Source organism: Limnohabitans sp. Jir72, from assembly GCF_003063575.1.
Taxonomy (GTDB): domain Bacteria; phylum Pseudomonadota; class Gammaproteobacteria; order Burkholderiales; family Burkholderiaceae_C; genus Limnohabitans_A.
On sequence record NZ_NESC01000004.1, the window covers coordinates 17776 to 37341 of the forward strand.

A 19566-nucleotide genomic window follows, 5' to 3' on the forward strand; every position below is an offset into this window, starting at 1 on the left:
TGGGTTCAGGCGGGGAAGACGCCTGTTGACAAGTAGCGATCACCACGATCGCACACGATGAACACAATGGTCGCGTTTTGTACGGTTTTCGCAATCTCCTGGGCGACCCAACAGGCTCCAGCCGCTGAAATTCCGGCAAAGATGCCCTCAGTGCGTGCCAATTGCCGACAGGTTTCTTCGGCATCGCTCTGGCTGACATAGACCAACTCGTCCACGCCTGCCGGATCGTAAATTTTGGGCAGGTATTCCTGCGGCCACTTGCGAATGCCCGGAATGCGAGAGCCCTCGCAAGGCTGGGCTCCAATGATGCGAACGGCCGGATTTTTTTCTTTCAAATACCGCGACACACCGGTGATGGTGCCTGTGGTGCCCATGGCGCTCACGAAATGGGTGATCTTGCCACCGGTTTGCTCCCAAATTTCGGGCCCAGTGGTCTCGTAATGGATGCGCGGGTTGTCTGGATTGGCGAACTGGTCCAAGATGCGCCCCTTGCCCTGCGCAGCCATGCTGTCGGCCAGGTCACGGGCGTATTCCATGCCGCCGCTTTTGGGCGTGAGGATCAGCTCGGCACCAAACGCCTTCATGGTCTGGGCACGCTCAATCGACAAGTCCTCGGGCATGATCAAAATCATGCGGTAACCCCGGATGGCGGCGGCCATGGCCAGCGCAATGCCGGTGTTGCCAGACGTGGCCTCGATCAGGGTATCGCCGGGTTGGATCTCGCCGCGCTCTTCGGCCCGCCGAATCATCGACAAAGCCGGACGGTCCTTCACAGAACCGGCCGGGTTGTTGCCTTCGAGCTTGCCCAAAATCACATTGCCACGGGGGCCCATGTCCATGGCGCTCAAGCGCTGCAATGCAACCAAAGGGGTCTTGCCGATGGCGTCTTCAATGGTGGGATAAATCATGTGCGTACTTTGCCATAAGTTGGGAGGCCATTTGGGCCGTATTGGCACGAGCGAAAACCCACCCCACTGAAGCCATTCAGGATCGCCCGCTACGGGTCTGTTCAGCTCAATTTTTTGAGTGAGGCACAGGCGCACCGAAAAAACTGCTCAAAAATGTGCCATAATTTGGGTCTTCACGAATACCTGCCCGGGTGGTGAAATTGGTAGACTCAGGGGACTCAAAATCCCCCGCCGCAAGGCGTGCCGGTTCGAGTCCGGCCCCGGGCACCATCTCTGGAAACCCTGCATCCATGCGGGTTCCAAGCGAATCAAGGCCAACCTTCACGGGTTGGCCTTTTTTTTTGGCGCATCAGCGATTCATGGCCTCATCCACCAGCGTTTGGTACTGACCACGGATGTGGGGGGGCACCACCTTGGGGTACACAGGGATAAATTGATACCGATCCCCCTGCCCCAGAAACCCTTCGACCCACGCGCCGCAAATGACGCCATCTTCTCGCAGATAGGCGCCATTTGCAGGCCATGCAGTCTGCAGTTCTTTCACCGTCTCTGATCGGCGCTGCGCTGCTACAGCCCTCACGCCAGGATCGGTGGGCGACGGCTGCTCTTTCAGGTAGACATCGGTCAACACTTCCACACCTTTGGAAAACTTGGGACCTTTGTCTGGATCATTTGAAAATACTTGCGCCAAAACACTGAAGATGGCGGCGCAATGCATGGCCTGCACTGCCAAGCGGGTCTCTTGCACTGCCAAGGCGTTCGAGCAGCCACACACCACCGCCAACAGTCCGAAGGTCAGACCGATGACATTCTTTTTCATAAGCTCTCCTTGGGTGATGAAGTCCGGGAGTATCCCAGCGTTTTCACATCAGCACTTCGTAAAGCAATGATTTACCTTGCGTGTTTTGCGTTTCAGTCTGGTCTCGATTTGAACTTCGATTCCCATTTTTCAATAGCGACTCGCCATCGCATCCATCGACACGGGCTTGATCTGACTGCCACGCCCAGCGCAGCCGAAAGCTTCAAAACGGGTCTTCACAATGGCCGCTGCCGCTTTTTTTGCAGCCGCCAAGGCTTTGCGAGGGTCGAACTCTGAAGACTGCTGGGCAAACACCTGCCGCATGGCGCCGGTCATGGCCAGGCGGATGTCGGTGTCGATGTTGACCTTGCGCACACCGCTTTGGATGCCGCGCACGATCTCTTCAACCGGCACGCCATAGGTTTCCTTGATGTTGCCGCCGTATTGGCGAATGATCTGCAACCACTCTTGCGGCACGCTGGAGCTGCCGTGCATCACCAGGTGCGTGTTGGGAATGGCGGCATGGATAGCAGCAATGCGGTCCATGGCCAAAATATCGCCTGTGGGGGGACGGGTGAACTTGTAAGCGCCATGGCTGGTGCCAATGGCAATGGCCAGGGCGTCCACACCGGTTTGCGCCACAAAATCCTTGGCCTGCACCGGGTCGGTCAGCATCTGGTCGTGGCTGAGTTTGCCCTCGGCACCCACACCGTCTTCTTCGCCCGCTTCGCCAGTCTCCAGCGAGCCCAGGCAACCCAATTCGCCCTCGACCGACACGCCCACGGCGTGGGCCATCTCGCACACCTTTTGCGTCACGCCCACGTTGTACTCGTAGCTGGCGGGCGTCTTGGCGTCGGCCATGAGCGAGCCGTCCATCATCACGCTCGAAAAACCCGAGCGGATGGACTGCTGGCACTGCGCGGGCGTGGCCCCGTGGTCTTGGTGCAAGACCACGGGAATGTCGGGGTGCGTCTCGATGGCGGCCAGCACCAAGTGGCGCAAATACGCCTCACCCGCGTACTTGCGAGCACCCGCAGACGCTTGCAATATGACCGGGCTGTCAGTGGCTTGGGCCGCCTCCATGATGGCCTGCACCTGTTCGAGGTTGTTCACGTTGAAAGCGGGAATGCCGTAGCCGAACTCGGCCGCATGGTCGAGGACCTGGCGCAATGAAACCAATGCCATGAGGGGGCTCCTTGAAAAGTAAAAAAGATGAAAAAGAGGTCAGTCCGCCGCAGCGCGTCGGCTCAGAATTTCAATGGCGGGCAAGGTCTTGCCTTCGAGGATTTCCAGGAAAGCGCCACCGCCTGTGGAGATGTAGCCCACCTGCTTGTCGATGCCGTATTTGGCAATCGCGGCCAGCGTGTCGCCGCCGCCCGCGATGCTGAAGGCGCTGGACTCGGCTATCGCCTGGGCAATCACCTTGGTGCCGTTTTCAAAGGCCGCAAACTCGAACACACCGACCGGGCCGTTCCACACAATGGTGCCGGCCTGCTTGAGCTGAGCGGCCAGCTTGGCAGCCGTCTCAGGGCCAATGTCCAAAATCATGTCGTCGTCGGCCACCTCAGTGGCTTTTTTCACCGTGGCCACTGCGTCGGCTGAGAAGGTCTTGGCGGTGACCACATCGGTCGGGATCGGCACTTCCGCGCCACGGGCCTTCATGGCCTCGATCACCGCTTTGGCCTCGCCCACCAAGTCGGGCTCGGCCAAGCTCTTGCCGATCTTCAAACCCGCTGCCAGCAAGAAGGTGTTGGCAATGCCGCCGCCCACGATCAGCTGGTCTACGTTTTTCGACAGGCTTTTGAGGATGGTCAACTTGGTGGACACCTTGGAGCCCGCCACAATGGCCGCCAGTGGGCGCTTCGGGTTGGCCAGGGCCTGCGTGATGGCATCAATCTCGGCGGCCAGCAAGGGGCCTGCGCAAGCGATGGGCGCAAACTGGGCGATGCCGTAAGTCGTGCCCTCGGCGCGGTGCGCAGTGCCAAAGGCATCGTTCACGTAGATGTCGCACAGCTGGGCCATTTGGCGGGCCAAGTCTTCGTTGTTCTTTTTCTCGCCCTTGTTGACGCGGCAGTTTTCGAGCAATACGACTTGGCCGGGGGCCACGGTCACGCCCGCAACGCTGGCGTTGCCTTGTGAGCCTGCCCAGTTGGCGACCAGCGGTACATCACGGCCCAACAACTCGCCCAAGCGTTTGGCCACCGGGGCAAGCGAGTCTTCAGGCTTGAACTCGCCCTCGATCGGGCGGCCCAGGTGCGATGTCACCATCACGGCAGCACCAGCCGCCAGCGCCATCTGGATGCAAGGCACACTGGCGCGGATGCGGGTGTCTTCGGTGATGCGACCGTCATCGGCTTGCGGCACGTTCAGGTCGGCACGGATGAAAACCCGTTTTTTCTCGGCAAAGCCACTGGCGCACACATCAGCAAATCGCAAGACTTTCATTGCGCACCCCCAGCAACACCACCCACAACACGGGCCATCTCCAGGCACTTGTTGGAGTAACCCCATTCGTTGTCGTACCAGGCCATCAGCTTCACAAAGGTGCTGTCGAGCGCCATGCCCGCTTCGGCGTCGAACACGCTGGTACAGACCTCGCCACGGAAATCGGTGGACACCACTTTGGCTTCGGTGTAACCCAACACACGCTTGAGTGCCCCCTGGCTTTGGGCTTTCATTTCGGCGCAAATTTCGGCATAGGTGGCAGGCGTAGCCAACTCGACCGTCAAATCGACCAGCGACACATCGCTGGTGGGCACCCGCACCGACACGCCCGTGAGCCGGCCCTTGATCTCGGGAATCACCACGCCCACAGCCTTGGCTGCGCCCGTGCTGCTGGGGATGATGTTTTCCAAAATGCCGCGCCCACCGCGCCAGTCCTTGTTGCTCGGGCCGTCCACGGTTTTTTGCGTGGCGGTAGCGGCGTGCACAGTGGTCATCAAACCGCGCTTAATGCCCCATTTGTCATTGAGCACCTTGGCCAAAGGGGCCAATGCATTGGTGGTGCAACTGGCATTGCTGACGATGGCCTGGCCCGCATAGCTGGCGTGGTTCACACCAAACACAAACATGGGCGTGTCGTCTTTCGACGGGGCCGAAATCACCACCTTTTGGGCGCCTGCAGCCAAATGCTTACCAGCGCCTTCTTTGTCGAGGAACAAGCCTGTGGCTTCGATCACCACGTCCGCGCCGACCTCGTTCCACTTCAGATTCGCGGGGTCACGCTCTTGTGTCAGGCGGATGCGTTTGCCGTTCACGACCAGGGTACTGCCTTCAACGCTCACGTCGCCATCAAAACGGCCATGCACGCTGTCGTATTGCAGCATGTAGGCCAAGTACTCGGGCTCCAGCAGGTCATTGATGGCAACGATCTCGATGTCGTCGAAATTTTGCAGCGCCGCTCGGAACACCATGCGGCCAATGCGGCCAAATCCGTTGATGCCAATGTGTGTGGTCATGCATTTTCCTCTTCATTCAAAACAGTTGAACTTCAAATACTTCTGGGCCGTTGTTTCTGCAGAAGCTCACCCCTGTGGGCGATGCGTTCTAGGGCGTGTTCCGCGTCCATCGCCCACGGGGTGGGCTCCTACAAAACTTCTTGGCGGTTCTGGTCTTTGTGGGTGCTCACCCCTGTGGGCGATGCAGTCAAGGGTGTGTGCCACGCCCATCGCCCACAGAGGTGAGCCCCTACAAAATCACAGCAGCGCTGAAAAATCGTCGATCACACGATCAGGGGAACAGGTGTGCACCGACTCGCCCATGTTGTAGCCATAGGGCAGCAACCAGACTGGCACACACGCATTGCGCGCGGTAGCCGCATCAATCGACGAATCGCCCACAAACAGGGCGTCTGACGCTTTGAGCTGCCAACGCGCCAGGCAATCGACCACGCTGGTCGGGTCGGGTTTCTTGACCGGGAAAGAGTCACCACTGACCACCACGTCGAAAGCCTCGTGCAGCCCATGCACACGCAGCACGGTATCGGTGTAACGGCCTTCCTTGTTGGTCACCACTGCCAGCTTGCAGCCACGGGCACGCAGCGCCGCCAGCACTTCGCGCACCTGCGGGTAGAGGTGGCTGCGCGTGCCGCAGCGGGCCTGGTAGTAGCGGTCAAAAATCGGCAGCGCCTGCTTCAGGTCGGCCCCTTGCCGTACCGCTGCCACCGGGGTCTGCGTGACGCTGGCCAGCGCCTGGATCAGCAGCTCTTTGGTGCCGTGACCGATCCAGTCGTTGACTTGTTGCTGCGACACCTCGGGCCAATCGAAATAGCGCAAGGTGTCGTTGACGGCGTCGGCAATTTCGGGCGCGGTTTCGACCAAGGTGCCGTCGAGGTCAAAGAAATAGGCTTGTGGTGTTGGCATTTTTTTCACGCTTTGCAAGGGGCTGGCGGCTCAATTTTCGGAAGGCACGATGTGCGCGGGCAGCGGCTCGGCCTGGCGGTGGGTGTGGCGGTGCACCAGGGTGCGCACCGCTTCGCACACCCGCTCGGTGGTGATGCCAAAGTGCGCATACAAAGCCGGGGCCGGGGCCGATTCGCCAAAGCTGGCCATGCCAATCACCATGCCGGTGCGGCCTACGTATTTGCGCCAAAAGTCGGGGTGTGCGGCTTCAACAGCCACCGTGGGCAAGCCCAGCGGCAAGACCATGTCCTGGTAAGCCTCGGTTTGCCGGTCAAACACATTGGTGCAGGGCATGGACACCACCCGCGTGGCCACTCCTTGTGCGGCCAGGTCAGCCTGGGCTTTCATGGCCAAGGAGGTTTCAGACCCCGTTGCCACAATGATCGCTTGAGCCCCCGGCATGTCGCTCAGGATGTAGCCGCCTTGGCGCACCTTGGCCGCATCGGCCACGTCGGTCAGCAGCTGCGGCAGGTTCTGGCGCGACAAGGCCAAGGCGCTGGGTCCATCGCGCCGCTCTACTGCACAGGCCCAGGCCACAGCGGTCTCCAGCCCGTCGGCCGGACGCCACACGTCCAGCCCCGGGATGATGCGCAAGCTGGGCACATGCTCCACGCTTTGGTGCGTGGGACCGTCTTCGCCCAAGCCAATCGAGTCGTGCGTGAACACATGGATCACACGCTTTTTCATCAGCGCCGCCATGCGGATGGCATTGCGCGAATAGTCCGAGAACGTGAGGAAGGTGCCGCCATACGGGATGTAACCCCCATGCAGCGCCATGCCGTTCATGATGGCGGCCATGCCGAATTCGCGCACGCCATACGACAGGTGGTTGCCCCAGGTGTCGCGGCCGGCCTTGGTGCAGCCTTTGAAGTTGGTCAGGTTCGAGCCCGTGAGGTCGGCGCTGCCGCCAAAAAACTCGGGCAACAAGGGGGCCAGCACATCGAGCGCATTCTGGCTGGCTTTGCGGGTGGCCACGGCATCGGGCTTGGCCACGATGGCGGCCAGGGCTTTTGCCAGGCCTTGGCCGTAGGCCTCACCCAAGTCGCCTTTCATGCGGCGCTCAAACTCAGCCGCCTCTTGCGGGTAGCGGCTTTGGTAGGCGGCAAAGCGCTCGCGCCATTGGCTTTCGGCCTTTACACCGCAGGCGCGGGCATCCCAAGCGCTGACCACGTCAAAGGGCACCTCAAATGGCGCGTGCGGCCAGTTGAGCGCTTCGCGGGTGGCGGCCACTTCGGCAGCGCCCAGCGCTGCGCCGTGCACATCGTGCGTGCCGGCCTTGTTGGGCGAGCCCATGCCGATCACGGTTTGGCAGCAAATCAAGGTGGGTTTGCCGTTGGGGCTGTGGGCTTGCGCTTTGGCCGCTTCAATGGCAGCGTGCACGGCTTGCGGGTCGTGGCCGTCCACCTGGGCGATCACGTTCCAGCCATAGGCCTCAAAGCGCTTGGGCGTGTCGTCGGTGAACCAGCCTTCCACATGGCCGTCGATCGAGATGCCGTTGTCGTCGTACAGCGCCACCAGTTTGGAAAGACGCAAGGTGCCTGCCAGAGAACAGGCCTCGTGGCTGATGCCCTCCATCAGGCAGCCATCGCCCAGGAACACATAGGTCATGTGGTCCACGATGTCCAGGCGCTGACCGCCCTCCTCCCGGTTGAATTCATCGGCCAACATCTTTTCGGCCAGTGCCATGCCCACGGCGTTGGTGATGCCTTGGCCCAAGGGGCCGGTGGTGGTTTCCACGCCGGGGGTGATGTCCACTTCGGGGTGGCCGGGGGTTTTGCTGTGCAGTTGGCGAAACTTTTTCAGCTCGTCCAAGGCCAGGTCGTAGCCTGTCAGGTGCAGCAAGGCATAAATCAGCATTGAGCCGTGGCCGTTGGACAGCACAAAGCGGTCGCGGTCGTACCACTGCGGGTTGAGCGGGTTGTGTTTAAGGTGGCGGTGCCACAGCACTTCGGCGATGTCGGCCATGCCCATGGGGGCACCGGGGTGGCCGGACTTGGCGGCTTCGACGGCGTCGACGGCCAGCATGCGCACGGCGTTGGCCATGCGGCGGGCCATCTCGGGACTGGGGTGAGCGGATAAATGGTCAGCGGTATTCATGGGCGTGATCCTTGGTGTGTTCAAGCCTGGCCCAGCGCCCGTTTGCGGCGCTCCATCATGCGCCAGACAAAGGGCGTGAAGATCAGCTGCATGGCGATTTCCATCTTGCCGCCGGGCACCACGATGGTGTTGGCCCGGCTCATCCAGGAGTCGTTGATCATGTTCAGCAGGTAGGGGAAATCAATGCCCTTGGGGTTGGCAAAACGGATCACCACCATGCTCTCGTCGGCAGACGGGATGTCGCGCGAAATAAAGGGGTTGGAGGTGTCCACCATGGGCACGCGCTGAAAGTTCACATGCGTGTGCGCAAACTGCGGCACGATGTAGTTCACATAGTCGGGCATGCGGCGCAGAATAGTGTCGGTCACCGCCTCGGTGCTGTAGCCACGCTGGTGTTTGTCACGCCAGAGTTTCTGAATCCACTCCAGGTTGATGACCGGCACCACGCCCACGCGCAAGTCGGGGTATTGGGCGATGTTGTGTTCGGGCGTGACCACCGCGCCGTGCAGGCCTTCGTAAAACAGCATGTCGGTGTCGGCAGGCAAGGCTTCCCAGGGTGTGAAAGTGCCCGGCTCCTGGCTGTAAGGCGCGGCTTCTTCGGCGTTGTGCAGGTATTTTCGCGCCTGCCCCTGGCCTGTTTCGCCATAGGTACGAAACAGGTTTTCGATGTCGCCAAACAGGTTGTTGTCCGAGCCGAAGTGGCTGAAGTTCTTATTGCCTTCTTGTTCGGCCTGGGCCTGGCGAATCTTCATTTCCTTGCGGTCGAAGCGGTGAAAGCTGTCGCCCTCGATGATGGCCGCATGCACGCCTTCGCGCCGAAAAATATTGGAAAACGTGCGTGTCACCGTCGAGGTGCCTGCGCCCGAAGAGCCGGTGATGGCGATGATGGGGTGGCGTTCAGACATGGGGGTCTCCTTTTAATTTTGTCAATCGTTTGGCGAACGGACTTGGCCGCTCAGTCGCGGAACAGGCTGCGCTCAGCAAACAGCGGGGCAAAGCTGTCTTGCTTGGGCGGCTCAGCGTGGTAACGCTCGATGCGCTCAACCTCGTTTCTGGAGCCAAACACCAGGCCAATGCGCTGGTGCAAGCGGGTGGGCTGCACGCTCAGCATGGGCACCTGGCCCGTGCTGGCACGGCCACCGGCTTGCTCCATGATGAAGCCCACCGGATTGGCCTCGTACAACAGGCGCAGGCGGCCGGGTTTGCTGGGGTCTTTGGTGTCGCGGGGGTACATGAATACACCGCCGCGCATCAAGATGCGATGCGCCTCGGCCACCATGGAGGCGATCCAGCGCATGTTGAAGTCCTTGCCGCGCGGGCCGGTTTTGCCGGCCAGGCATTCGTCCACGTAGCGCTTGACCGGGGCTTCCCAGAAGCGGCTGTTGGAGGCGTTGATGGCAAACTCCTGCGTGTCTTCGGGCACGCGCAACTCGGGGTGGGTCAGCATGAACTCGCCCATCACCGGGTCAAGCGTGAATGCGGCCACGCCATTGCCCACACTCAGTACCAGCATGGTGGTCGGGCCATACAGCGCATAACCTGCGGCCACTTGTTGTGTGCCGGGCTGCAAGAAATCGGCCTCGCTCATAGCGCCTCCTGCGGCGGTCGCCTCGGGCGCACGCAGCACACTGAAAATGCTCCCCACCGACACGTTCACGTCGATGTTGCTGGAGCCGTCCAACGGGTCAAACACCAGCAGGTATTTGCCACGGGGGTGTTGCGACGGAATGTCATAGGGCAAGTCCATCTCTTCAGAAGCCATGCCAGCCAAGTGACCGCCCCACTCGTTCATGCGGATGAACAGTTCGTTGCTGACCACATCGAGTTTTTTCTGGGTCTCGCCCTGCACGTTGATGCTGCCGCCAGCATCTGCCGCGTGGTTGCCGTACATGTCGGCCAAAGCCCCATAAGCAACCGATTTGGCAATGGCTTTGCAGGCCATGGCCACATCCAAAATCAAGGCGTTGAAATCGCCGCTGGCATCGGGAAAGCGGCGACGCTCTTCAATCAGGTATTGCGTCAGGGTGGGCGTGGTGCGGGGGCTCAAGGACATGGGGCAAACACTCTCTGTAGTTTTTTAAATTCGGACTCTCGGAAACTGGCTCAAGCCACAGCAGCCTGCTTCAGGGCTTGCATCACGCCCCGGTAGCCGCCGTCGGCATCGGGCGCACCAAACACGGCACTGCCGGCCACACAGGTGTCGGCACCGGCGGCCACAATCTGGGCGATGTTGTCGGTCTTCACACCGCCGTCCACCTCCAGCACGATGGACTGGCCACCCCGGGCCACATGGGTGTGGATACGCTGGCGCGCCGCTTGCAACTTGGGCAAGGTGGAGGGGATGAATTTCTGGCCGCCAAAACCGGGGTTCACACTCATGAGCAAGACCACGTCTAGGCGGTCCATCACATGGTCCATCCACTCCAGCGGGGTGGCGGGGTTGAACACCAGGCCGGCTTTGCAGCCGTGGTCGCGGATCATTTGCAAAGTGCGGTCCACATGGCGGCTGGCTTCGGGGTGAAAGGTGATGATGTTGGCCCCCGCCTTGGCGAACAAAGGCACCAAGGCATCGACCGGCTCGACCATCAAATGCACATCGATCGGGATCTGGACATGGGGGCGGATCGCCTCGCACACCAGCGGGCCAATGGTCAGGTTGGGCACGTAATGGTTGTCCATCACGTCAAAGTGCACCCAGTCCGCGCCTGCGGCTTCAATGGCGCGAACCTCTTCGCCCAAACGGGCAAAGTCGGCGGACAAGATGGAAGGGGCGATGCAAACAGGGTTCATGCGGAGACCTGGATGGAGGATGAATGCCATTCACGGAGTTGAGCCACGCCCACGTCTTGCAAGTTGGGCAAGACGCGTAAAGCGCCCGAAAAATCGTGCTCAGCCGTGAAGTCGTTGGGCGTGATCACGGTGGCCAGGCCTGCTGCCACGGCGGCACGCAGGCCGTTTTCAGAGTCTTCAAACGCCAGGCACTGGCGCCCAGGCAAACCCATACGGGCCAGGGTTTGCTGGTAGACCATGGGATCGGGCTTTTTGCGCGGGGCGGTCGACGCGTCTTCGATCACCTGAAAGTGGCCTCTCCAGTCAGCCCCGATGGCGCGACGCAGCAATGCAGCGATGTTGACGGGTGAGGTGGTGGTGGCAATGGCCAGTTGCAAACCGGCCGCACGGGCCGCTGACATCAGCGCCAGCACACCTGGGCGCATTTGCACCTGACCGTCTTGCACCGCTTGCTCATAAGCAGCGGTCTTGATCTCGTGCAAGCGGTCAATGGTGTCTTGCTTGCCACCGCCGCCGATGTCCAGCACATCCGCAGCCTGTGTTTGCCAATAGGCCTTGATGCGCTCTTTGCCACCAGACACCGCCAGCAAGCGCGTGTACAGCGGCACGTCCCAGCGCCAATCGAGGCCCATTTCGACAAATGCGTGATTGAAAGCAGCCAAGTGCGCCATTTCCGTGTCGGCCAGTGTGCCGTCTACGTCAAATATCAAAGCCTTGAGCATGGGGAAAATCCCTTCGTGGAACAGAAGGCCTCCACTTTAAAAAAGACTGACGCTCAGGACAATTCAATATTCGCAACGTCCGAATTAAGTTAATGCTTAATGTTTGGCCTGATTGAAGACGGCTAAGTCACCTCATGCGTGAGGTGACGGCTTCCATGGCTCCGATCTATCCGGGTCACCACAACACCTTCACAAGCACAGCGACACGCGGATGACGACCCAGGACCCCAGCCAGTGGTTGGCCTACTTCGTCAAGCGCAAAAACAAACCCGCCAAGGTTTGCGGCAGTTGCTGCAAATCCTTGACCAAGGTGTAGTGCTCGCCAAACACGCTGCGCACATTGGCCTCGTGAGCCGGGTGCAGTTGGATGCACCAAACAAACACGCCTTGGGCCTGCAACTGGCGCACCACTTGGCGGGCGTCTTGCGTGAGGTAGTCTGGATCGCTCACATCCACATCCGAGGGTTCGCCATCGGTGAGCAGCAGCAAGAGCTTGCGCGGGCTGCGCCGTTGCAGCAGGGTGTGGCTGGCGTGACGCAAGGCGGCACCGGTGCGGGTGGAATACGCGGGGCTCACGGCCGCCAGGCGGGCCTTGGCCTCTGCGCCCCAGGTTTCTTCAAACCCTTTGAGGTGCATATAGCGCACTTCTTGGCGGGTGTTGGAGTGGAAACCGCCAATGGCCAGCGGGTCGCCCAGCCGGTCCAGTGCCCAGGCCAGCAAGGCCACCGCCGCCAGGCTCACTTGCAGCACGGTCTGGTCGGTACCGGGAATGCGCTCGGCCAAAGAGGCCGACAAATCCAGCACCAGTTGCACGCTCACATCGCGCTCGTGCGGCCGCCAGTGCTGCTGCACGCGCTCGTCTGGCGTGTGGCCGCTGCGCCAGTCGATCCAGGCTTGCTGGGCCATATCCAGGTCGAGTTCACTGCCCTGCTCCAGCCGACGCAGGCGCTGGCGGCCTTGCGGTTTGAGTTTGTCCAACACCCTCTCCAGTCGGCGCGTCAGACCGCTGTGCTGCGCGGTCAGGCGGTCGATGTCACTGGCCTGGCCCGAGGGGTGCAGGTATTCATAGACCTTGACCCAGTCGGGGCGCTCGCTTTGGCTGATGTGGTCCCACTCCGGGTACAGGCGGGGCGGCAGGCTGTGCAGTTCGGGCTCGGCGTCACGCCGCCTGGGGCTGCGGGTGTCTTCTTCGTCGCCGTCTTCGATGTACTGCCACAGGTGGCGGTTGTCGTCACGCCAGTCAATCAGGCTGCCTGCAAAAAACACATTCGGCAAGGCATCGCCCGCGCAGCGCGTGCAGGCCACAAACGACAGGGCCAGCATGGCCATGTCGCGTGTGCACACCAAGGGCTCGTCCAGCGCGTGTTCAAAGCGCCGAACAAAGTCATGCAGTGCAGGCTGCGTCAACGCGAAGGAAGGATCGAGCACCGCCCGGTTCCACAGCGCCAGCCGGTGGCGCAAACAAGCGTGGGTGCGATCGTCGCATTCGCCCTCTTGCACCGGGGGCAACAGGGCCAGCATGTCGGGGCGCAAACCGGGCCAGCGCGCCAGCAGCCAGCGGTCGATGCGGGCGTCTTCAAACCATTCCACCGCCAAGCGCTGTGCGGGGCTCCAGTTGTCGGCGATGCAGGTGCCCGACAAGTGCCGGTGGGCCATGGCGTGCAAAAGCATCAAGCGGTAGCGCCCCAGGCCAGTGACCCCGTTCAGGTCTTCCAGCACATCGGGCAGGCCCAACACATCGGCTTGCAGCGCAGGCGTCATGCGGGCCACGGCCGCGTTGTCGCCCGTCAAGGGGGCCAGGGGCAGATCACTTTGCCACAAAGCCTGCTGCGTCATGCCCAGTTGGCGCTGCACATCGACCAACAAGGTGCCGTGCCGCTCGCGCTGGAACATGGCCAGGCTGTCCGGGCTTTGCAGCGAGAAATAAGCCACCTGCTGCGGAGGGTGTTGCGCATGCACCCGTGCACCGTGCAGCACCCAGCGGCGCAGCCCCGCCATGGACAGCTGTTGCAGCAAAAGCGGCGCTTGCGCCAGCAAAGGCAGCAAGCCCGGGCTGGGCTGGGTTTGCTGGCGGCCGTGGATAGAGCCGGTGGTTTGCTGTGTAAAAGTTTGCAGCAGACTCAGGTACTGGCGCACGCCCTCGGCCGAAGCCAAACGGCGGGCCGCAGTGACCAAGCTGCCAATCAGGGGCGCGATGGCGGCGCTGTTGGGGGATTTGTGCAAAAACTGCACCAGCGCCAGCACATCGTCCAGCACCTCATCGCCGATCAAGTCCAACACAGCAGGCCAATGCGTGAGCCAGGCGATGACGGGTTCGGCCCCGCGTCCGAGTTGCCCCAAGCGCCGCCCCACACCCCAGAGGCCGTGCAATTGCGGCTCGGTCAGGCCCTCCAGGCTTTGCGCCACACTGGACTCGAACACCGACTGCACCCCGGGCAGGCGGCAACCCAGCTCACCCCAGGCCGTCTGCCAGCGCACATCGGCGTAGTCCGGCGGGGCTGCGGTTTCGGCGGGGCTCATGGCGCAGACCGCTCAGCCCCACAGGGCATCGATGGCGTGGTCCAGGGTCTGGCGGATGTCGGCGTCGTCGGTGATGGGACGCACCAGTGCCATGCGACAGGCCGCTTGCGGGGCCACACCCTGCGCCATGAGCTGGGCCGCATACACCAGCAAACGGGTGGACACCCCTTCCACCAAGCCATGCCCTTTGAGGTGGCGGGCGCTGTGGGCCAATTGCACCAGTTTGTGGGCGCGCTCGACGTCAATGCCAGTCTCGCCCTGCAAGATGGCCACTTCTTGTGCGGTTTCGGGGTAGTCAAACTCAAAAGCCACAAAGCGCTGCTTGGTCGAGGGCTTGAGGTCTTTCATCAGGCTTTGGTAGCCCGGGTTGTAAGAGATGACGAGCTGAAAATCCGGATGCGCTTGCACCGTCTCGCCCTTTTTGTCGATGGGCAAGGCGCGGCGGTGGTCGGTCAGGGCGTGGATGACCACGGTGGTGTCTTGCCGTGCTTCCACCACTTCGTCCAAATAGCAAATGGCCCCGGTGCGCGCAGCACGCGTCAGCGGGCCATCGACCCAGCGGCTGCCCTGGGCGTCCAGCAAATAACGGCCCACCAAGTCGGAGGCGGTCATGTCTTCGTTGCAGGCCACGGTGATGAGGGGCTTGCCCAGCTTCCAGGCCATGTGCTCGACAAATCGCGACTTGCCGCAACCGGTCGGGCCTTTGAGCATGACCGGCAAACGGGCCGCATAAGCAGCTTGGTAAAGCGCCACCTCTTGCCCCTGGGGCAGGTACAGCGGTTCCTGGGTGATCAGCTCAGACATGCAAGGCTCCTGGGTCAAACGTATCGCCCATGGGGTGGGCTCCTGCACGGGCGCGCACCGGCCTTCTGTGGGCAGATGCGCGCCTTGCAGGTTTTACTTGTGTGCGGACAACTTGTCGCGCCAGCCGGGGAACAGCTTGTCGGCATCACCCGGGAAGGACGCAAAAGCACGGGCAAACTCTTTGTGTTCTTTGGCGAACTCGATCGGGTCGGCACCCGACTTCCAGCACTCGTAGGACTGGCGCAGCGAGATCGCACCAGCTGCAGGGCTGTCGATGTGACCATACGAGCCGCCACCGGAGGTGTTGATCACGTTGCCGTGGCCCAGGTTCTGGAAGAAACCGGGCAAGCGCAAAGCGTTCATGCCGCCCGAGATGATGGGCGTGGTGGGCTTCATGCCGTACCACTTCTGGAAGTAGACCGGACCCTGGCACTCGTCGCGCTCGATCATGTAGGCGATCATGCGATCGTCGTTTTCGCCTTCCATCTTGCCGTAGCCCATGGTGCCCACGTGGATGCCCGAGGCCCCCTGCAAGCGCGAAATCTTGGCCAGTACAAAGGCGGTGTAACCGCGTTTGGCGCTGGGGCTGGTGACCATGCCGTGGCCTGCGCGATGGTAGTGCAGGTATTGGTTGGCGTATTGACGGCGTGCGGTCGTGACCATGCCGGGGCCGCCCACAAAACCATCCACCAGGAAAGCCACTTTGTCAGCGTCGGGGCCAAAGGCTTCCAGGATGAAGTCGGCGCGGGCGCACATCTCGTAGTGGTCGTCGGCGGTGATGTTGGCAGAGAACAATTTGGCTTGGCCGGTTTCGTCCATGGCGCGCTTCATGGCGTCCACCACCAACGGAATGGTTTTCTTCATCGGCGCAAACACCTGGTTGCCTTGGGGCTCATCGTTTTTGATGAAGTCGCCACCTAACCAAAATTGGTAAGCCGCGTGCGCAAAGGGCTCAGGGCGCAGGCCGAGTTTGGGCTTGATGATGGTACCGGCAATGTAGCCACCGTCCTTGAGGGGGCGACCCAACACACGCCACATGTCCGAGATGTCCTTGCTTGGGCCATCGAACAACTGGATGGCGCGCTCGGGAAAATAAATGTCGTGGATCTTGGCGTGCTGGATGTCGCCCATGCCCTGGTTGTTGCCAATGACCAAGGTCAGGATCGAGACCATCATCATGCGGCCATCGGTCACATTGCGGTCGAACAGGTCCATCGGGTAGGCGATGCGCATGTCCTCGGTGGCTTCGTCGATGTGGTACACCAAAGCATCCAAGCCTTTGGTGAAGTCGTCGGTGGTGGAAACTTCAACGTTTGTGCCGGTGGAAGATTCAGCGGCAAAGTGGGCTGCAGCTTCCAAGTAGCCATGACCCGATTTGGGCTTCATTTTGTAAGCCACCAAAATGTGGCGACCCCCGGCGATGAGTTCGGCTTCAGACAAGCTCAGGTCGGCATAACGTGCGGATTGGTCCATGTTCAGTCTCCTTTTAAAAGCCCTGTACTCAGGGAATGTCTGGACTTTAAAAACATCCAGGCATAAGGTAAATTCAATATTGATCGCTACCAAATTAAGAGATAGCTGAATGAAGAACGCCACCTTCCGCCAATTGCGTGTGTTCAACGAGGTGGCCCGCCACCTCAGTTTTGTGCGCGCCGCCGAAACCCTGCACCTGACGCCCCCCGCAGTGACCATGCAGATCAAAGATCTCGAAGGCCATGTGGGCATGCCCCTGTTCGAGCGGCGTGGCAAGCAAGTGAGCCTGACCACCACAGGTGAGTACATGCTGGTCTACACCCGCAAAATTTTGGCCACGGTCAAAGACGCCGAAGACGCCGCCGCCCGCTTGCAAAGGGCCGAAACTGGCGTGCTGACCATCGGCTTTGTCAGCACCGCCAAGTATTTTTTGATGCGCATGCTGGCCGACTTTCGCAGCAAACACCCGGGTGTGGAGGTGCAACTGTCGATTGGCAACCGCGACCAACTCGTGAAGATGCTGCAAAACAGCGAAGTCGACATCGCCGTCATGGGCCGCCCGCCCAAAGAGCTGCAAACCCGGGCCGAGCCCTTTGCCGCGCACCCGCATGTGTTTGTGGCGGCCACAGACCACCCACTGGCCCAACGTGGCCCGCTCACCGTGGAAGACTTGCGCCCCTACGACTTCATCGCCCGCGAAAAGGGCGCAGGCACCCGCGCGGCCATGGAAAAGTTTTTCGAAGACACCCATGTTGAGCCTCGTCTGAAAATCGAGCTGCACAGCAACGAAATCATCAAACAGGCCGTCATGGCGGGCCTGGGCTTGGGCTTTTTATCCATGCACACGATCGGCCTGGAGCTCGAGCACAAATTGATCGCGATGCTCGATGTGCAAGGCGCGCCGGTCGTGCGCGCTTGGAATGTGGTGCACACCCAATCCAAAATGCTCTCCCCGGCCGCAGAAGCTTTCAGGTATTTCATGCTGGAAAATGGTGAGCGACATCTGGCTGAACAATTTGGTCGCCATCTGCGCATTTGAGTCTCCACTCGGCGCAGCATGACTGCTCACGGCGTGCATCACTTCTTGAGCTTGTCTTTGAGCTTGACGATGCCCATCATGTCCATGACCATTTTTTCGTAAAAAGGCTCCGAAGTGCCTTTTTGCATCTTGCGCATGAAGTATTTCTCGAATGCCACCTTGGCCAGGTGAACCCATTTGCCTTCGGCAAACCAACTCACGTTACGCGGCGGAATCTGGGGCAAGGCCACAAACGCTGCGCCCGTGTCACCAAAATCGGCCAGACAAACCGTGTTCCAAGTCGCCTTGTGGGAAGGCTCTTGACCGTCGAGCAGTTCACGGATGTTGTGCGCTGTGGCGGTCACCATGGACTCGATCATGAAACCGGTCTTGGGTGTGCCCAAGGGCACCGGCGTGGGCTCAACCGGGGGGATCGCCACACAGACACCGACACTGAACACATTGGTGTACCGGGTGTTGCGCTGGTGCTCGTCGATGGTAATGAAACCCCGAGGATTGGTCAGGCCTTCAATGCCGAACACCGCATCCACGCCTTTGAAGGCGGGCAACATCATCGAATGCTTAAATGGCAAGACGTGTTCTTTTTTAGGTTGGCCATTTTCATCGTGCTCAGTCACGAACATCTGTCCGTTTTCAATCTTGGTGGTCTTGGCGTTGCAAATCCACTTGATGTGGCGATCGCGCATGGCCGATTCGAGCAAACCTTTGGAGTCGCCCACGCCGCCCAAGCCCAAATGGCCGATGTAGGGCTCCGAGGTGACATACGTCATGGGCACCTTGTCACGGATCTTGCGACGGCGCAGGTCCGTCTCCATGATCATGGCGTATTCATAGGCAGGACCAAAGCAGGAAGCACCCTGCACCGCGCCCACGACAATCGGGCCCGGGTCGGCCGTGAACCGGTCCCAATTGAGTTTGGCGGTTTCTGCATGAGAGACATGGCAAATCGATTGGCTAAAGCCATCTGGCCCCAAACCCGGAATCTCATCGAAGGCCAACTTCGGCCCTGTAGCAATGACCAAATAGTCGTAATCGACCTGTGTGCCATCGAGCAACTCCACCTGGTTGCGCTCGGGGTGAACCCGTTTGGCAGCTTGCGCGATCAACTCAACACCCTTGCGCTTGAGCGTGGGGGCGATGTCCATCTCGATGTCTTTGCGCTTGCGCCAATCCACCGCCACCCAAGGGTTGGATGGCACGAAATGGAATTTTGAGGACTCGCTGATCACCGTGACCCGGTCTCCGGGGCGTGCCAGTTCTTTCATCTCGAAGGCCATGGGCATGCCGCCAATGCCTGCGCCAATAATCACGATGTGAGCCATGTCGGTCTCCTTTAAAAGTTTTCTCCATCATCGGTCTCAAACGCACCCTTGAGTTGATGCAGATCAATCGCTGACCTCTCGTTTTCCCTGCTTTAGCCTATGCAATCTCAGTGCCCAAGCAAAATATGCAAAATCACTTATATGAATACCCTGCGCGGCCAACTCAAGCCCACACATCTGGACAGAGAGACGGTCATTCGTGGTCGCGTCAAGGAAGTCAAAGACCGCAAGGTGGTGGTGGAGACCACCGTTTATGCTGCGGGTGTTGCCACCGCGCGCGGCGAGGTTGTGTCGGTGAAAATGTCCGACAGTTTTGGCCAAAACCCAACTCAGAAAGAAGCCCCATGAAATTCATTCAAGACTATTGGCCCATGATGGCCTTGGCCCTTTGGTTAGGCTACAAGTGGTGGAATGCAAGGCGCGTCAAGGCTTTGCTGCCCCAACTCAAAAGTGAAGGCGCGATACTTTTGGATGTGCGATCAGAAGCCGAATTCGCCTCTGGCAATGCCCCAGGCACGCGCAACATTCCCCTCAACGAATTGGGCCAGCATTTGGCCAGCCTGCCCAAATCTACGCCCGTTGTGGTCGGCTGCGCCAGCGGCACACGCAGCGGCATGGCCAAGTTGATGTTGAAGAAGAACGGCTACCAACGCGTTTACAACATCGGTGCGTGGCGCAATTTCATGTCCTGA

General features: G+C 60.4%; 18 protein-coding genes and 1 tRNA gene. 4 read left to right on the forward strand and 15 right to left on the reverse strand.

The genetic code is table 11. The annotated features are described in order from the left end of the window. Window positions 1-5 precede the first annotated feature (5 nt). Window positions 6-908, reverse strand: coding sequence for a cysteine synthase CysM (cysM, locus tag B9Z52_RS06435; RefSeq protein ID WP_108413035.1), 903 nt, complete (start codon window positions 906-908; stop codon window positions 6-8). A 185-nt stretch (window positions 909-1093) separates the two neighbouring features. On the opposite strand from cysM, the gene B9Z52_RS06440 reads away from it, so the two are divergent. Next, window positions 1094-1178, forward strand: a tRNA-Leu gene (locus B9Z52_RS06440). A gap of 79 nt (window positions 1179-1257) precedes the next feature. Here B9Z52_RS06440 and B9Z52_RS06445 read toward each other — a convergent pair. The 13 genes from B9Z52_RS06445 to B9Z52_RS06505 all read right to left on the reverse strand — a co-directional run bounded on the left by B9Z52_RS06445 (window position 1258) and on the right by B9Z52_RS06505 (window position 16513). Beyond that, entirely contained in the window at window positions 1258-1728 is a 471-nt protein-coding gene (locus B9Z52_RS06445; RefSeq protein ID WP_108413036.1) for a hypothetical protein, read from the reverse strand. A gap of 129 nt (window positions 1729-1857) precedes the next feature. Further along, window positions 1858-2892, reverse strand: coding sequence for a class II fructose-bisphosphate aldolase (fba, locus tag B9Z52_RS06450; protein WP_108413037.1), 1035 nt, complete (start codon window positions 2890-2892; stop codon window positions 1858-1860). 39 nt (window positions 2893-2931) lie between these two features. Continuing rightward, complete coding sequence (locus tag B9Z52_RS06455) at window positions 2932-4152, reverse strand: phosphoglycerate kinase (RefSeq protein WP_108413038.1); 1221 nt, start codon at window positions 4150-4152, stop codon at window positions 2932-2934. Next, on the reverse strand, window positions 4149-5165 hold the full coding sequence (gap, locus tag B9Z52_RS06460; protein WP_108413039.1) for a type I glyceraldehyde-3-phosphate dehydrogenase: 1017 nt from the start codon (window positions 5163-5165) through the stop codon (window positions 4149-4151). The genes B9Z52_RS06455 and gap overlap by 4 nt, the downstream gene beginning before the upstream one ends. 237 nt (window positions 5166-5402) lie before the next feature. After that, entirely contained in the window at window positions 5403-6068 is a 666-nt protein-coding gene (locus B9Z52_RS06465) for an HAD-IA family hydrolase (protein ID WP_108413286.1), read from the reverse strand. Window positions 6069-6098: 30 nt separating this feature from the next. Beyond that, a complete protein-coding gene (gene tkt / locus B9Z52_RS06470) occupies window positions 6099-8204 on the reverse strand; it encodes a transketolase (protein ID WP_199222050.1) in 2106 nt (701 codons plus the stop codon). 20 nt (window positions 8205-8224) lie between these two features. Beyond that, a complete protein-coding gene (locus tag B9Z52_RS06475; protein ID WP_108413041.1) occupies window positions 8225-9109 on the reverse strand; it encodes a phosphoribulokinase in 885 nt (294 codons plus the stop codon). Window positions 9110-9159: 50 nt separating this feature from the next. Next, window positions 9160-10257 carry a class 1 fructose-bisphosphatase gene (locus B9Z52_RS06480; protein ID WP_108413042.1) on the reverse strand — a complete coding sequence of 366 codons (1098 nt, stop codon included), beginning with the start codon at window positions 10255-10257 and terminating at the stop codon, window positions 9160-9162. 50 nt (window positions 10258-10307) lie between these two features. Then, on the reverse strand, window positions 10308-10994 hold the full coding sequence (gene rpe / locus B9Z52_RS06485; RefSeq protein ID WP_108413043.1) for a ribulose-phosphate 3-epimerase: 687 nt from the start codon (window positions 10992-10994) through the stop codon (window positions 10308-10310). After that, on the reverse strand, window positions 10991-11716 hold the full coding sequence (locus B9Z52_RS06490; protein WP_108413044.1) for an HAD-IA family hydrolase: 726 nt from the start codon (window positions 11714-11716) through the stop codon (window positions 10991-10993). The genes rpe and B9Z52_RS06490 overlap by 4 nt, the downstream gene beginning before the upstream one ends. A gap of 243 nt (window positions 11717-11959) precedes the next feature. Further along, window positions 11960-14236, reverse strand: coding sequence for a nitric oxide reductase activation protein NorD (locus B9Z52_RS06495; RefSeq protein WP_108413045.1), 2277 nt, complete (start codon window positions 14234-14236; stop codon window positions 11960-11962). Window positions 14237-14248: 12 nt separating this feature from the next. Then, window positions 14249-15040 carry a CbbQ/NirQ/NorQ/GpvN family protein gene (locus B9Z52_RS06500; RefSeq protein ID WP_108413046.1) on the reverse strand — a complete coding sequence of 264 codons (792 nt, stop codon included), beginning with the start codon at window positions 15038-15040 and terminating at the stop codon, window positions 14249-14251. A 93-nt stretch (window positions 15041-15133) separates the two neighbouring features. Further along, the gene (locus B9Z52_RS06505; RefSeq protein WP_108413047.1) at window positions 15134-16513 is read right to left on the reverse strand and encodes a ribulose-bisphosphate carboxylase; all 1380 of its coding nucleotides are present in this window, start codon (window positions 16511-16513) and stop codon (window positions 15134-15136) included. Window positions 16514-16622: 109 nt separating this feature from the next. Here B9Z52_RS06505 and B9Z52_RS06510 point away from each other — a divergent pair, with 109 nt between their 5' ends. Then, on the forward strand, window positions 16623-17552 hold the full coding sequence (locus B9Z52_RS06510; protein ID WP_108413048.1) for a LysR family transcriptional regulator: 930 nt from the start codon (window positions 16623-16625) through the stop codon (window positions 17550-17552). Between the two features lie 38 nt (window positions 17553-17590). Here the strand turns inward: B9Z52_RS06510 and B9Z52_RS06515 are convergent, their stop codons facing one another. After that, window positions 17591-18874 carry an NAD(P)/FAD-dependent oxidoreductase gene (locus B9Z52_RS06515; protein WP_108413049.1) on the reverse strand — a complete coding sequence of 428 codons (1284 nt, stop codon included), beginning with the start codon at window positions 18872-18874 and terminating at the stop codon, window positions 17591-17593. Between the two features lie 141 nt (window positions 18875-19015). Here B9Z52_RS06515 and B9Z52_RS06520 point away from each other — a divergent pair, with 141 nt between their 5' ends. Both B9Z52_RS06520 and B9Z52_RS06525 read left to right on the forward strand, forming a co-directional pair. Further along, complete coding sequence (locus B9Z52_RS06520) at window positions 19016-19222, forward strand: hypothetical protein (protein ID WP_108413050.1); 207 nt, start codon at window positions 19016-19018, stop codon at window positions 19220-19222. Next, the gene (locus B9Z52_RS06525; RefSeq protein ID WP_108413051.1) at window positions 19219-19566 is read left to right on the forward strand and encodes a rhodanese-like domain-containing protein; all 348 of its coding nucleotides are present in this window, start codon (window positions 19219-19221) and stop codon (window positions 19564-19566) included. Before B9Z52_RS06520 ends, B9Z52_RS06525 begins: the two co-directional genes overlap by 4 nt.

Bases quoted from the DNA above. Each gene is read 5' to 3' on its own strand.
- B9Z52_RS06475 (WP_108413041.1), bottom strand. From the start codon at position 9,109: ATGTCTGAACGCCACCCCATCATCGCCATCACCGGCTCTTCGGGCGCA.
- B9Z52_RS06455 (WP_108413038.1), bottom strand. From the start codon at position 4,152: ATGAAAGTCTTGCGATTTGCTGATGTGTGCGCCAGTGGCTTTGCCGAG.
- B9Z52_RS06525 (WP_108413051.1), top strand. From the start codon at position 19,219: ATGAAATTCATTCAAGACTATTGGCCCATGATGGCCTTGGCCCTTTGG.
- B9Z52_RS06505 (WP_108413047.1), bottom strand. From the start codon at position 16,513: ATGGACCAATCCGCACGTTATGCCGACCTGAGCTTGTCTGAAGCCGAA.
- B9Z52_RS06520 (WP_108413050.1), top strand. From the start codon at position 19,016: ATGAATACCCTGCGCGGCCAACTCAAGCCCACACATCTGGACAGAGAG.
- fba (WP_108413037.1), bottom strand. From the start codon at position 2,892: ATGGCATTGGTTTCATTGCGCCAGGTCCTCGACCATGCGGCCGAGTTC.
- rpe (WP_108413043.1), bottom strand. From the start codon at position 10,994: ATGAACCCTGTTTGCATCGCCCCTTCCATCTTGTCCGCCGACTTTGCC.
- B9Z52_RS06500 (WP_108413046.1), bottom strand. From the start codon at position 15,040: ATGTCTGAGCTGATCACCCAGGAACCGCTGTACCTGCCCCAGGGGCAA.
- tkt (WP_199222050.1), bottom strand. From the start codon at position 8,204: ATGAATACCGCTGACCATTTATCCGCTCACCCCAGTCCCGAGATGGCC.
- B9Z52_RS06445 (WP_108413036.1), bottom strand. From the start codon at position 1,728: ATGAAAAAGAATGTCATCGGTCTGACCTTCGGACTGTTGGCGGTGGTG.
- cysM (WP_108413035.1), bottom strand. From the start codon at position 908: ATGATTTATCCCACCATTGAAGACGCCATCGGCAAGACCCCTTTGGTT.
- B9Z52_RS06490 (WP_108413044.1), bottom strand. From the start codon at position 11,716: ATGCTCAAGGCTTTGATATTTGACGTAGACGGCACACTGGCCGACACG.
- B9Z52_RS06465 (WP_108413286.1), bottom strand. From the start codon at position 6,068: ATGCCAACACCACAAGCCTATTTCTTTGACCTCGACGGCACCTTGGTC.
- B9Z52_RS06480 (WP_108413042.1), bottom strand. From the start codon at position 10,257: ATGTCCTTGAGCCCCCGCACCACGCCCACCCTGACGCAATACCTGATT.
- gap (WP_108413039.1), bottom strand. From the start codon at position 5,165: ATGACCACACACATTGGCATCAACGGATTTGGCCGCATTGGCCGCATG.
- B9Z52_RS06515 (WP_108413049.1), bottom strand. From the start codon at position 18,874: ATGGCTCACATCGTGATTATTGGCGCAGGCATTGGCGGCATGCCCATG.
- B9Z52_RS06495 (WP_108413045.1), bottom strand. From the start codon at position 14,236: ATGAGCCCCGCCGAAACCGCAGCCCCGCCGGACTACGCCGATGTGCGC.
- B9Z52_RS06510 (WP_108413048.1), top strand. From the start codon at position 16,623: ATGAAGAACGCCACCTTCCGCCAATTGCGTGTGTTCAACGAGGTGGCC.